The sequence below is a fragment of the Amycolatopsis sp. NPDC059235 genome (assembly GCF_042754125.1).
In the GTDB taxonomy this organism is placed as follows: domain Bacteria; phylum Actinomycetota; class Actinomycetes; order Mycobacteriales; family Pseudonocardiaceae; genus Amycolatopsis; species Amycolatopsis albidoflava.
Genome location: NZ_JBHZAG010000048.1, coordinates 23,684 through 36,580 on the forward strand (window position 1 = coordinate 23,684; position 12,897 = coordinate 36,580).

Annotated in this window: 8 protein-coding genes and 1 riboswitch; of the genes, 2 read left to right on the top strand and 6 right to left on the bottom strand. The window is 68.0% G+C overall.

From position 1 onward, the window contains the following. The first annotated feature begins 16 nt into the window (after positions 1–16). A complete protein-coding gene (locus ACFXI3_RS27455; RefSeq protein ID WP_378403262.1) occupies positions 17–913 on the top strand; it encodes a hypothetical protein in 897 nt (298 codons plus the stop codon). Here the strand turns inward: ACFXI3_RS27455 and ACFXI3_RS27460 are convergent. The 4 genes from ACFXI3_RS27460 to metE all read right to left on the bottom strand — a co-directional run bounded on the left by ACFXI3_RS27460 (position 858) and on the right by metE (position 7,448). Continuing rightward, positions 858–1,316: a peroxiredoxin gene (locus ACFXI3_RS27460; protein WP_378403264.1), complete on the bottom strand. Its 459-nt coding sequence runs from the start codon at positions 1,314–1,316 to the stop codon at positions 858–860. The two genes, ACFXI3_RS27455 and ACFXI3_RS27460, sit on opposite strands and share 56 nt — an antisense overlap. A 64-nt stretch (positions 1,317–1,380) precedes the next feature. Further along, positions 1,381–3,234 (bottom strand): putative bifunctional diguanylate cyclase/phosphodiesterase, encoded by a 1,854-nt coding sequence (locus tag ACFXI3_RS27465; RefSeq protein WP_378403266.1) that lies wholly within the window; start codon positions 3,232–3,234, stop codon positions 1,381–1,383. A gap of 246 nt (positions 3,235–3,480) precedes the next feature. Then, on the bottom strand, positions 3,481–4,884 hold the full coding sequence (locus tag ACFXI3_RS27470; protein WP_378403331.1) for a cytochrome P450: 1,404 nt from the start codon (positions 4,882–4,884) through the stop codon (positions 3,481–3,483). A gap of 290 nt (positions 4,885–5,174) precedes the next feature. Continuing rightward, complete coding sequence (gene metE, locus ACFXI3_RS27475; RefSeq protein ID WP_378403268.1) at positions 5,175–7,448, bottom strand: 5-methyltetrahydropteroyltriglutamate--homocysteine S-methyltransferase; 2,274 nt, start codon at positions 7,446–7,448, stop codon at positions 5,175–5,177. A gap of 90 nt (positions 7,449–7,538) precedes the next feature. After that, positions 7,539–7,760: riboswitch (cobalamin riboswitch) on the bottom strand. Positions 7,761–8,152: 392 nt separating this feature from the next. Here metE and ACFXI3_RS27480 point away from each other — a divergent pair. Then, the gene (locus ACFXI3_RS27480; protein ID WP_378403270.1) at positions 8,153–8,512 is read left to right on the top strand and encodes a hypothetical protein; all 360 of its coding nucleotides are present in this window, start codon (positions 8,153–8,155) and stop codon (positions 8,510–8,512) included. 107 nt (positions 8,513–8,619) lie between these two features. Here ACFXI3_RS27480 and ACFXI3_RS27485 read toward each other — a convergent pair whose 3' ends face one another. Then, positions 8,620–9,693 carry a ribonucleotide-diphosphate reductase subunit beta gene (locus ACFXI3_RS27485; RefSeq protein ID WP_344267107.1) on the bottom strand — a complete coding sequence of 358 codons (1,074 nt, stop codon included), beginning with the start codon at positions 9,691–9,693 and terminating at the stop codon, positions 8,620–8,622. A gap of 14 nt (positions 9,694–9,707) precedes the next feature. After that, complete coding sequence (locus tag ACFXI3_RS27490) at positions 9,708–12,698, bottom strand: ribonucleoside-diphosphate reductase subunit alpha (RefSeq protein WP_378403272.1); 2,991 nt, start codon at positions 12,696–12,698, stop codon at positions 9,708–9,710. Between the last annotated feature and the right edge of the window lie 199 nt (positions 12,699–12,897).

Here is a 12,897-nt window from a genome sequence, read left to right on the forward strand (position 1 = left end):
CGGCTAGGCTGGAATTGTGGAGAAGCGCCGCGTTTCTGCTTGGTGGTATTTGCTGCCGCTCGGTTTGGCCGCGGCGACGCTTTTGTGCGGTCCGTTGGTGCGTGCGTACGGAAACGGGCTCGTCGAGCGTGCGGCGAAGCCGGCGGCGGTTCCCGGAGCGGTCGTCACCCTGGAGATGCGTCCCGGGGTGACTTATCGGATCTTCCAAGAGCCGCTTGACGGTGAAATCGGTGGTGTGTGGACTTTCTCGGTGGGAAATCGGCCGACACCGGAACTGGAGGGGACGGGGGAAAGCCGCGGCGGATTCCGCAATCCGCCTCAGCGGGTGGTCTACGCCGGACGCACTTTCGTCTACGTCGATTCCCTTCTCAGCGGACGTCCGGCGACGGCGACTGTTTCGCGCGGGGGCGGTCAGTTGCTCGTCGAGGAGGCCGCGGTGTCCGGCCCCGCGGTCACCGGCGTCGCGATCATGGCCGGGGTAAGCCTGCTGGCGCTGATCCTGGTGGCCGCGGCCCGATTGCTGACCCGGCGGTTCCCCGCCCGGCCCGCGGCAGTCCGCGGCCGTCTCTCCGCTCCCCGCCGGGGATGGGCGGTCGCCGGAGCGGTGCTGGCGGTCGTGGCGAGCGTCGTGATCGCCACCTCGCCGAATGCCACGGACGGCACCGCCGGGGTCTACTGGCTCTTCACCCTCACTGCCGCCGTGCCGGTTTTCGCGATCGGACCGCGGCAGTTCCGCGTTTCCTGTCTCGCGGCGGGCACCGCGCTCGTCGCTTTCTCCGTGATCGGGTTCTTCTGGTTCTTCGTTTACCTGCTCCCGTCCGGAATCATTCTCCTGGCGACGGGGTTCAGCACGCCGGTTATGCCTCCGCGCGCTCCCGAAGCACCTTCAACGCCCGATCCGCGTGCGCCGTGAAGTTCAACTCGCTCTTGATCACGTCCAGCACCCGCCGGTCTTCCGCGATCACGAACGTCTGCCGTTTCGTGTGCAAGGGCAGGATTTTGCGCCACACGCCGAACTGCTTCGCCACCGCACCGTCCACATCGGACAGCAGCGGGTAGTCGAAATCGTGCTTGGCTGAAAACTCGCGCTGCTTGCCGACCGCATCTGGGCTGATCCCGACGCGTTGTGCGCCCGCTTCGGCGAATTCCGCGGCCAGGTCCCGGAAGTGACAGCTTTCCGCGGTGCAGCCGGACGTCATCGCGGCGGGGTAGAAGAACAGCACGACCGGGCCGTCGGACAGCAGGTCTGACAGGGTGCGCTCGACGCCCTGGTCGTCGGGGAGGGTGAAATCGGGGGCGAGGTCGCCAGGCTGCATCGCGGAGAGGTCCTTCCAGAGGGGGTCTTGCCCGGAGTTCGGAGCCGCCGCGGAGGCGGATGGGTCAGCTGGCGTGCCGGGCGATCATTTCGTCGACCTCGTCGCCCGTCGCGGACTCCGCCACGAACGAACCCCGGGCCGCCAGCACGCCCTGTTCTCGCAGGCGGTCCGCGTGTTCGGCGTCCCGCACGCCCTCCGCGCCGATGCGCAGCCCCAGTTCCTTCGCGCGCGTGACCAGCTGCGACAGGTGCCGCACGTCGGTCTCCGCCGGGTCCGGGCCGGCCAGTGCGTCGATCACCGGGCCGCTGAGGATCACGTGTTTGACCGGGAGCCGGTACCGCGGGATCAGTTCCAGGTCGGACGATCCGGAGATGGTGAGCACGAGCTGCGCGCCCAGGTCGGCGAGCACGGTGAACGAGTCCAGCACCTCGCCGTCCTCGTCGAACATCGACGCGCGGTCGGTGCACAGCCGCAGCGCTCGCGCGGGCAGGCGGTGCCGGTCGAGCTGGTTCTTGACCAGCAGCACCAGATCCGGGTCGATGGCGAGGCGCTTCGGCAGCCGGATGCAGACGTCCGGCGCCGCCGGGCCGTACTGCTCGCGCCAGCGCGCGGTCGCGCCGAGCGATTCCTGCAGCAGCCATTTGCCGAGCGGCACGGTCATGCCGGTGGTCTGCGCGAGCGGGTAGAACTCCTCAGGGCCGAGTTCGCCGCGTTCGGGATGGCTCCAGAGCAGCCCGGCGTTCACCGCGGCGATTTCGTCCTGCTTCGCGAGTTTGACCGTCGGCTGGTAGATCAGCGAGAACTCGCCGTTCTCCAGCGCTCCGGCGATCACCGCGCCGAGCTGGTACCGGTTGCGGTCTCGCGCGTCGAGCTGCGGATCGAACAGCATCCACTGCGCCTTGCCCGCCTCTTTGGCGCGGTGCAGCGCGAGTTCGGCGGCGCGCAGCAGGTCGCCGTGGCTGCCCTCGTTCGCCGGGCGCACGACGATCCCGATGCTCGCGCTGACGCCGATGCCGTGCCCGTCGACGTACACCGGCTCGCTGAGTTCCTCCAGCACCTGGTCGGCCAGCACGACCGTCTTCTGCCCGGTCAGCTCCGGGCCGCGCAGCAGCACCGCGAAGCCGTCGCCGGACAGCCGGGCGACGTAGCCCTCGTGCCGGCCGGCGAACACCGACTTCAACTTCCCCGAGATCGCCTTCAGCACCAGGTCGCCCATGCCGGCGCCGAGGCCGTCGTTGATCACCTTGAAGCCGTCGATGTCCAGGTACAGCAAAGCGATCTCGTCGGAGCTGCCCGAGCCGAGCGCGGCCTCCAGCTGGGCGTTGAACGCGGCGCTGTTGGGCAGTCCGGTGAGCGGGTCGTGCAGGTTCTGGTGGCGCAGCCGTTCGCCGAGCAGGTGCACGTCGTCGGTGTCGGCCGCCATCACCACCGGGAAGTACGTCCCGGGCCGGTCGCCGGGCAGCGACGTGATGGTGACGTTCGTGGTGAGCCCGCCGTCGCGGCTGTGGTCGAGATGCACGCCGCGGACGGTCCGGCGGGTTTCGCCGGTGAGCGGCAGCCCGTCGAAAGCGCCGCGCAGCCGCTCGGCGTCCTGCGGCCCGGCGGCGAGATCGGCGATGTGCTTGTCCCGCAACTCGATCGCGGACGTGCCGAGCAGCCGGGCCATCGCGGCGTTCGCCTCGACGACGGTTCCGGCCGCGTCGGTGAGGGCGATGCCGAGCGGCGCGGAGGAGAAGAGCGCGGTGAACCGGCGCGTGGCGCCGGTGTCCTCGGGTCGCTCGGCGACCTCGCCGGCGAAGTCGAGCAGGATGCGCTCCACCTCGGCGGGAGGGAGCGTTACTCCGTTGGTGTCAGTCAGCGCCGCCGCGTACTTGCGCGCGACGTCGACCAACCCTGGCGTGGCACCAGGCTCCGGCACTCTCCACCTCTTCATACGCGGACAAAGACCAGCTCAGGCCCGGTGCGGAGGATCCGAAGACCCACACTGGGTACGAGTTGGCCGCAAGTGATGCCACGGCATCACGGACCAAACAGGGTGTCTACCGGCTGAACGAGTGATGGGCACTACACAACTGGTGACATCAAGTCACCTTGAGTACACGAAGGTGGCCTGTACTGCGGTTTTGTCTCCAGCTGTCGACCTTTCTGTCCGGCTCGGCGGCCGTCAACGATAGGCCAGCCGGGCAGGCAGCCCGTCGGCGGGCACCGGAAGCGAGACGTAGTCCCACTTGGCGACGTAGTCCTCGGGCACCGACCAGCGGTGCGCCCGCAGCAGCTCGTGCATGAGCGCCTTCACCTCCAGGCCGCCGAACTGCAGCCCGATGCACTTGTGCGCGCCGCCGCCGAACGGCATCCACGCGAACCGGTGCGATTTGTCCTCGCGGCGGTCCGGGCCGAACCGCTCGGGGTCGAAGCGGTGCGGATCGGTCCAGTGCTCGGGGGAGTAGTGGTTCAGCGTCGGCGAGACCGCGACCATCGTGCCTTCCGGCAGGTAGTGGCCGAGGACGGAAGTGTCCTTTGTGGTCTTTCGCGCCAGCGACGGCACCGGCGCGCGCAGCCGCAGCGCCTCCTTCATCACGAGATCCAGCGTTTCGAGGCTCTCCAGCGCTTCCAGGTCCGGCAGGTCGTCGCCGAGGCGCAGCGACTCCTCGCGGGCGCGCTCCTGCCATTCCGGGTGTTTCGCGAGGTAGTAGGCCATCGCGCTGGCGGTGATGGTGGTCGTGTCGTGCGCGGCCATCATCAGGAAGATCATGTGGTTGACGATGTCGGCGTCGCTGAACCGGTCGCCGTCCTCGGAAGCCGCGTGGCAGAGCGCGGAGAACAGGTCTTCACCGTCCGCGTCGCGCTTCGCCGCCAGGTTCTCGCCGAAATAGCGCTCCAGCGTCCGCCTGCCGCGCAAACCCGCGGCCCAGCGACCGCCAGGCACCGGATATCGCACCACGGCGGTACCGGCGCGCACAGCGGCCACGAACGCGCGGTTGATGCGCTCGGCATCGGCGGCGGAGCGCATGCCCATGAAAACCTGCGTCGCGACGTCCAGCGTCAGCTGTTTGAACGCCCAGTACAGCTGGGGGCGGCCGGACGGCAGCGCGGCGACGCCTTCGCGCAACGCCGGGCCCATCTGCGCGACGTAACCGCGGAGCCGGTCGCGCGTGAACGCCTCCTGCATGATCCGCCGATGCAGGTGGTGCTCGCCGAAATCGAGCAGCATGAGCCCGCGCTCGAAGAACCGCTCGATGAAGAACTTCCAGCCCTCCTGGGAAAACGCCTTGTCCTTGTTCACGAGCGCGGTCTGGGTGGCGTCGGGTCCGGACAGCGTCACGATCCGCTGGCCGAACACGCCCATCCACGACACCGGGCCGAACTGCTCGAAGCGGCGCAGGCTGAAGTCGAGGCCGAACCGCATCCCGTCGAGCGTGTGGCCGATCAGCGGCGGCCCGTCGTCGCCGAGGATCGGCTTCAGGCCGCTGCCCGCCGGCGGAGCCGCGAGTTCGCGGACCGGCCAGTGCGCGCCGAGCCAGCGTTCGTCCACCTTGCGCGGCAACGGGATCGCGGTCAGCGGGGGCATCCGGCCGCGCAGGTTTTCCGACAGCCTCGTGACGCCGTCGCTCCCGGCGTGGGCGAGGGTGCCGAGCGCGTCGGGGCCGACCCGGGCGGCCCGGCCGAGCGCGCCGCCAGTCGTCGGGATTCCCGCTTTTCCGGTCACGTCCGCCATGACGACCACCTCCCGGCAAGGGTATCGGTCGCGTCCACGGTCCCCTGTTATTGACGTTCTGACAATACCTCGCGGGGCTGCCGTTCGGGTGATCCTCGGCCCGGTGCCGGGCGGCGCGGCAGGCCGCCCGGCACCGGGGCGGGTCAGCGAGGTTCGGCGCGCAGTTCCCGGGCCGCGCCGACCAGGTGCCGCAGCGCCGGTTCGACTTCGGCGTAGCCGCGGGTCTTGAGGCCGCAGTCCGGGTTGATCCACAGCCGCTCCGCCGGAACCGCGCCGAGTGCCGTGCGCACCAGGCTGGTCAGTTCGGTTTGGTCCGGCACGCGCGGTGAGTGGATGTCGTACACGCCGGGGCCGACGGCGCGGGCGAAGCCTGCTTCGTTCAGGTCGGCGAGCACCTCCATTTTCGAGCGGGCGGCTTCGATGCTGGTGACGTCGGCGTCGAGGGCGTCGATCGCGGGGAGGACGTCGCCGAACTCCGAATAGCACATGTGCGTGTGGATCTGCGTGGTTTCCGCGACGCCCGAGGTGGCCAGCCGGAACGCGGGCACGGCCCAGTCGAAGTACGCCTCGCGGTCCGCCGTGTGCAGCGGGAGCAGTTCGCGCAATGCTGGTTCGTCGACCTGCACGATGCGGATTCCGGCGGCCTCCAGGTCGGCGACCTCGTCCCGGACTGCCAGGGCGACTTGGCGTGCGGTGTCGGGCAGTGGCTGGTCGTCGCGGACGAATGACCAGGCCAGGATCGTGACGGGGCCGGTCAGCATGCCTTTCACCGGCCGGTCGGTGCGGCTTTGCGCGTACTGGGTCCATTCGACGGTCATCGGCTTCGGACGGGAGACGTCGCCGAACAGGATCGGCGGGCGGACACAACGGGATCCGTACGATTGGACCCAGCCGAGGGTTGTCGCCGCGAATCCGGTCAGTTGTTCGGCGAAGTACTGGACCATGTCGTTGCGTTCCGGCTCGCCGTGTACCAGGACGTCGAGGCCGAGGTTTTCCTGAAGCCGCACGACCCGCTCGATCTCGGTGCGCATCGCGTCCCGGTACGCCGTGTCGTCGAGTTTGCCTGCGCGGTGTGCCGCTCGGGCTCGGCGGACCTCGCCGGTTTGCGGGAAGGAGCCGATGGTGGTGGTCGGCAGTGGCGGAAGATTGAGTGATTTCTGTTGCGCTGCAGCACGTTCTGCGTATGGGGTGCGGACGGTGTCCTCCGGCCGGAGCGCTGCGACGCGAGCGCGGACGTCGGCGTCGTTGAGCTCCGCAGCGCTGGCTCGATCGGCGACGGCGGCCCGCGCTGGACTGAGGTCGACGTCCTCGCCGTGGAGGGCTCGGCCGAGCAAGACGACCTCGTCCACTTTCTGCCGGGCGAAGGCGAGCCAATTCTTCAGGCGTGGGTTGAGATCTGTCTCCGCTTCGACGTCGTAAGGGACGTGCAGCAGCGAGCACGACGTCGAGATGCTTACGTGAGCTGCGGTGGCCTTCAGCCGCGCTGCGCGGGCCAGTGCGACGCCGGGGTCGGTGCGCCAGACGTTGCGGCCGTCCACTACTCCGGCGAGTACTTCCTTGTCCCGTAACGCGTCTTCGGCGGCCACTTTGTCTACAAAGGACGCGTCGGTCACCAGGTCGACGGCTACTGCTTCGATGGGGGAGCGCGCCAGTATGCCGAGTGCTCGGCCGAGGCTGCCGAAGTATCCGGCTGCCAAGAGCTTCGGCCGGTGTTTTTCCTTTGCCAGCCAGTGATAGGCGCGGGTGAGCGCGTTGAACTCCTGGTTCGTTCGGTCGGCCGCGAAGGCCGGCTCGTCCAACTGGACCCATTCGACGCCCTCGTCGGCCAGCTTGCCGAGCAATTCGGCGTACGCGGGGAGAAGTTCGTCCAGCAGTTCCAGCGGGCTGAATCCGGGCTGGGTCGCCTTGGCCAGCAAGAGAAAGGTGACCGGTCCGACGAGCACCGGACGCGGGGTGATGCCGAGGGCGCGGGCTTCGCGAACCTCGTCGACCGGGGCGGTGCCGGTGAGGGCGAATCGGGAGTCCGGGCCCAGTTCCGGGACGAGGTAGTGGTAGTTGGTGTCGAACCACTTCGTCATTTCCAGTGCGGGGGCGTCCGGGACGCCGCGGGCGGCGGCGAAGTAGGTGTCCAGAGGGGAGAGGCCTAGGCGGGTGAAGCGTTGCGGCAGTGCGCCGAAGAGGGCGGTGGTGTCCAGTACCTGGTCGTAGAGGGAGAAGGTGCTGGAGGGGATTGAGTCCAGGCCTTGGTCGCGCAGGGCGGTCCAGGTTTGCTCGCGCAGCCGTCGGGCGGTGGCCTGGAGTTCTTCCTCGGTGCCGGTGCCTGCCCAGTAGGCCTCGAGTGCCCGTTTCAGTTCCCTGGCCGGGCCGATTCGCGGGTAGCCGAGAATCGTGGTGCCGATGGTGTTCACAGCATGCATCCTCACGTGCTCGCCGGAAGAGCCCGGGCACGCGGAAACGTCGTGCTTCGGTCGGCGCCCTGTCCCGCGAGGCCCGGACTCACGCACGCCGTCGGCGTGCGTGCCATTGGCAGGTATTCGGACTCGTGGGCGTGTCGCTCGTGCCTACCGGCTGTCGCTTCCCGGGCGGGGCGCCCAGTGCTTTACCGCGTTCGCGGTGACAGCTTTCGTTCCCACATACCGCTGCGGGGCAGTCCCGGAATCGCACCGGGTTCCCTGTTGCCTCGTCAGAGCGCGGGTGCGTTCTGACGAACCAGTGGCGTGGGGAAGTTTAGCGGGTTTGGGCAAGGTCCCGGGGTGCGGGAGGGGGTGTCAAGGTGCTCGTCGCCTGGCGGCTTGGCCCCGGTGAGCGCGTTGGCGAGCCAGGCTGAGCTGCTGGTGGAGGGAGCGGCACCGCGTGCGGCTCAGGTTTTCGGCGCATTGTCTGTTGAGACTTCGCTATTGCTCGCTGGATAGCCACAGGGGCTCATTATTCTTCAGTCTCTGCCCGAAAATAGTCATGTACCGGGAGGTCTTCGTAGTCTGACTTGTCACCCGGTCGGCGGTTCCTCGGGTGCGCCAGGGCGGACAAACTGCGGAGTTGTTCTCGGCTCTTGTGCGAGCGGCGGGTCTCGCCCGGAATGCGTGCTGAAAAGCGCAAGCCCTGTGTGGACAGGACGGAGAAGATGTCTGCCGAAAGCAACGTCACGCCGCCTACTCCCGCCGACCTGCTGAGTACGGCGAAGAGGTTGGCTGCCGCGAATGACGAGGACAGTCCGTCCGCTATTCAGTATGTAGAAACCGACCGCAACACGCTCAAGCATATTGACGGAACGCAGCCCGAAGCCAACGATCCGGTGTATTTGATTCAAATGACCGGAAACTTCGTCGGGCACGCCGCCAAGGTGCCTCCGGGAAGCAAGGCTCCCAGGGGAAACGTGCTCACCGTCACGGTGGATGCGAAATCCGGGCACATGCTGGGCTGGTCGATCCTGGCGGAGCCGCACGACCTTGCGACGTTTGGAGTGGTGTCGGCACTGAAGTGACGAAGCGGACTGGCCGCGGCGGCCGGTCTGGTGCCGGGTAAACGAACTCGGCCGCACCCTGGCTGCCCAGGGTGCGGCCGAGTTTCAGCAGTTGCCTCGGGGTGGGATCAGTCCCAGTCGAGGGCCCCGCCGGACTGGTACTCGATGACGCGGGTCTCGAAGAAGTTCTTCTCCTTCTTCAGGTCCATCGCCTCCGACATCCACGGGAACGGGTTTTCGTTCTCGCCGTAGATCGGGGTCAGGCCGATCTGCTGGGCGCGGCGGTCGGTGATGAAGTGCATGTACTGCTCGCACAGGTCAGCCGACAGGCCGAGCATGCCGCGCGGCATGGTGTCGCGGGCGTACTTCACTTCCAGTTCGCACGCGTCCTGCAGCATTCCGCGGATCTCGGCCTGGAATTCCTCGGTCCACAGGTGCGGGTTCTCGATCTTGATCTGGTTGATGCAGTCGATGCCGAAGTTCAGGTGGATCGACTCGTCGCGCAGGATGTACTGGTACTGCTCGGCGATGCCGACCATCTTGTTCCGCCGGCCCAGCGACAGGATCTGCGCGAAACCGGTGTAGAACCACATGCCCTCGAAGATCACGTAGAACGCCACCAGGTCGCGCAGGAACGCCTGGTCGGCCTCCGGCGTGCCGGTCTCGAAGTCCGGGTTTTCCAGGTTCTGCGTGTACTTCAGCGCCCACGCGTCCTTGTCCGAAATGGACGGGACCTCGCGGTACATGTTGAACAGCTCGCCCTCGACCAGGCCGAGGCTTTCGCAGATGTACTGGAAGGTGTGCGTGTGCACGGCCTCCTCGAAGGCCTGGCGCAGCAGGTACTGGCGGCACTCCGGGTTGGTGATCTGCCGGTACACCGCGAGCACGATGTTGTTGGCCACCAACGATTCCGCCGTCGCGAAGAAGCCGAGGTTGCGCTTGAGCATCTGCCGCTCGTCCTCGGTGAGGCCGTCCGGCGACTTCCACAGCGCGATGTCGGCCTGCATCGCGACCTCGGTCGGCATCCAGTGGTTGTTGCACGCCGCGAGGTACTTGTCCCAGGCCCACCGGTACTTCATCGGCAGCAGCTGGTTGACGTCGGCGCGCGCGTTGATCATGCGCTTGTCGTCGACGTTGATCCGGGCCGCGCCGACCTCGATCTCGCCGAGGCCGGTCGCGTCCGTCGTTTCCACGTTCGTCATGGTTCAGGGATTCCTTACTGGCAGGCTTCGCAGTCGGGGTCGTCGATCCGGCAGGCAGCGCCCTCGGTGGCGACGAAGTCGACGTCGGTCTTCGGCATCTCCTTCGGCTCCGCGGGAACAGCCGCGGCAGGCGACGGCGAGGGAGAGGCGGCCGGAACCGCGGCGGACGGCGACGGCGAAGGCGCGGCAGCGGGAGCGGGAGCAGCGGGAGCCGCGGCGGGAGCAGCGGCGGCCGGAGCGGCCGGAGCCGGGGTGGCGGAGACGGCGTTCAGCTTGCCGTCGGTGCCGCGCAGGGTGCTCTTCTCCACGTGCGTCGCGGACTGCGCCCGCAGGTAGTACGTGGTCTTGAGGCCCTTGTGCCAGGCGTAGCGGTACAGCTCGTCGAGCTTGCGCCCGCTCGGCGCCGCGATGTACAGGTTCAGGGACTGGGCCTGGTCGATCCACTTCTGGCGCACCGAACCGGCGTCCACGATCCACTTCGACTCGATCTCGAAAGCGGTCGCGTACAGCGCCTTCAGGTCGTCCGGGACCCGGTCGATCTGGCCGAGGCTGCCGTCGAAGTACTTCAGGTCGCTGACCATGACCTCGTCCCACAGGCCGCGCGCCTTGAGGCTCTTGACCAGGTGCGGGTTGACGACGGTGAAGTCGCCGGACATGTTCGACTTGACGTACAGGTTCTGGAACAGCGGCTCGATCGACTGGCCGACGCCGGAGATGTTGGAGATCGTCGCGGTCGGCGCGATCGCCATCACGTTGGAGTTGCGCATGCCGACGGTCTTGACGCGCTCGCGCAGCGGGGCCCAGTCCAGCGTCGTCGAGGTGTCGACGTCGAGGCCGTCGCCCTGACGCGCGTCGATGAGCAGCTGCATCGAGTCGATCGGCAGGATTCCCTTGCTCCACAAGGAACCCTCGAACGTCTGGTACTGGCCGCGCTCCTGCGCGAGATCGGTCGAAGCCGAGATCGCGTAGTAGGAGAGGTGCTCCATCGAAGTGTCGGCGAACTTCACCGCGTCGGCGGACGCGAACGGCACGCCCAGCTCGAACAGCGCGTCCTGGAAGCCCATGATGCCCAGGCCGACCGGACGGTGGCGCAGGTTGGAACGGCGCGCCTCCGGGATCGTGTAGAAGTTGATGTCGATCACGTTGTCGAGCATGCGCACCGCGGTGCGCACGGTCTTCTCGAGCCGCTCAGTGTCCAAACCGGAGGGGGTGACGTGCTTGAGCAGGTTCACCGAGCCGAGGTTGCAGACCGCGACCTCTTCGGTGTTCGTGTTCAGCGTGATCTCGGTGCACAGGTTGGACGAGTGCACGACGCCGACGTGCTGCTGCGGCGAACGCAGGTTGCACGGGTCCTTGAAGGTGATCCACGGGTGGCCGGTCTCGAACAGCATGGTCAGCATGCGCCGCCACAGCTCGACCGCGCGGACCTTGCGGAACACCTTGATCTCGCCGCGCGCAGCGGCCGCCTCGTACTCGCGGTAGCGCTGCGCGAACGCGTTGCCGTACAGGTCGTGCAGGTCCGGCGTCTCGTTCGGCGAGAACAGCGTCCACTCGGCGTTCGCCTCGACGCGGCGCAGGAACTCGTCCGGGACCCAGTTGGCGGTGTTCATGTCGTGCGTGCGGCGCCGGTCGTCGCCGGTGTTCTTGCGCAGGTCGAGGAATTCCTCGATGTCGACGTGCCAGGTCTCCAGGTACGCGCAGGCCGCGCCCTTGCGCTTGCCGCCCTGGTTGACCGCGACCGCGGTGTCGTTGGCGATCTTCAGGAACGGCACGACGCCCTGCGACTGGCCGTTGGTGCCCTTGATGTGCGCGCCGAGGCCGCGGACCGGGGTCCAGTCGTTGCCGAGGCCGCCCGAGTACTTGGCCAGCAGCGCGTTGTTCTTGTACGCCTGGAAAATCGAGTCCAGGTCGTCGTCCACAGTGGTCAGGAAGCAGGACGACAGCTGTGCGCGGTTGGTGCCGCTGTTGAACAGCGTCGGGGTGGACGCCATGAAGTGGAACGTCGACAGCAGTTCGTAGAACTCGATCGCGCGGGCTTCGCGGTCGTCCTCGCGGATCGCCAGGCCCATCGCGACGCGCATGAAGAACGCCTGCGGCAGCTCGAACCGCACGCCGTTGTGGTGCTGGAAGTACCGGTCGTACAGCGTCTGCAGGCCGAGGAAGCCGAAGTCGAGGTCGCGCTCGGCGTGAATGGCGGCGGTGATCTTGTCCAGGTCGAAGCCCAGCAGCTCGCCGTCGACCAGCTCCAGCTCGACCGCGCGGCGCAGGTAGGCGCGGAAGTACGCCGGGTATTCGCTCGTCATCTCGTCCTGGCTGGCCTGCCGCGGCTTCTGCGCGAGGTAGCTCAGCGCTTCGCCGCGCAGCTTGTCCAGCAGCAGCCGGGCGGACACGAACGAGTAGTTCGGCTCCTGCTCGACCAGCACGCGCGCGGCCATGATCTGCGCGAGCGCGAGTTCGTCGGCGGTGATGCCGTCGTAAAGGTTGCGCTTGGCCTCGGCCAGCACCGGCTCGGCGGACACGTCCTCGAGCCCGGCGACAGCCTCGCCGACGACGTGCGAAACGCGCGCCCAGTCGAGCGGGCGCAGCGTTCCGTCGGCGCCCTTGACGCTCAGCGCGACCTCGGCCGACGCCGGCGCGGCGGCCTCGCGGGCCTTCGAGCGCTCGTCGCGGTAGAGGACGTAGGCGCGGGCGACCTTGTGGTGCTCTCCGCGCATCAGGGCGAGTTCGACCTGGTCCTGGATCTGCTCGATGTGCAGTGCGGTCTCCGGGCCGGTGTGGCGCAGCAGCGCCGCCTCGACCTGCCCGGTCAGCTCCGCGACCACGTGGTGCACGCGGGAGGACGCGGCGGCGTCGCCGCCCTCGACCGCGAGGAAGGCCTTGGTCAGCGCCACCGAGATCTTGCCCGCGTCGAAGGGCGAGACGCTTCCGTCCCGCCGGATGACGCGGACCGCGCTCGGGGCCCCCTCCGCCGCCGACGGCGGCCGCTGACCGGTTTCCACTGACATGCGTGTCTCCAACAGTTCCTCGAAATGGGCGCGTTCGAGCGGCACACAGCCGGTCAAGGCCATGCGCTGCGGTTTCGTCGAAACAGCCCGGCCGCCCTCGTCAAGCGGTCTCCCCGTCGCTGGGGGCTGCCGGTTCCCAGAGACTACATCTTGGGGTTCAGGCTCGCACGCGCCCCAAGGTATGGCGTGTCAGTCTCAC

Bases quoted from the DNA above. Each gene is read 5' to 3' on its own strand.
- metE (WP_378403268.1), bottom strand. From the start codon at position 7,448: ATGCATGCTGTGAACACCATCGGCACCACGATTCTCGGCTACCCGCGA.
- ACFXI3_RS27460 (WP_378403264.1), bottom strand. From the start codon at position 1,316: ATGCAGCCTGGCGACCTCGCCCCCGATTTCACCCTCCCCGACGACCAG.
- ACFXI3_RS27485 (WP_344267107.1), bottom strand. From the start codon at position 9,693: ATGACGAACGTGGAAACGACGGACGCGACCGGCCTCGGCGAGATCGAG.
- ACFXI3_RS27470 (WP_378403331.1), bottom strand. From the start codon at position 4,884: ATGCCCCCGCTGACCGCGATCCCGTTGCCGCGCAAGGTGGACGAACGC.
- ACFXI3_RS27490 (WP_378403272.1), bottom strand. From the start codon at position 12,698: ATGTCAGTGGAAACCGGTCAGCGGCCGCCGTCGGCGGCGGAGGGGGCC.
- ACFXI3_RS27480 (WP_378403270.1), top strand. From the start codon at position 8,153: ATGTCTGCCGAAAGCAACGTCACGCCGCCTACTCCCGCCGACCTGCTG.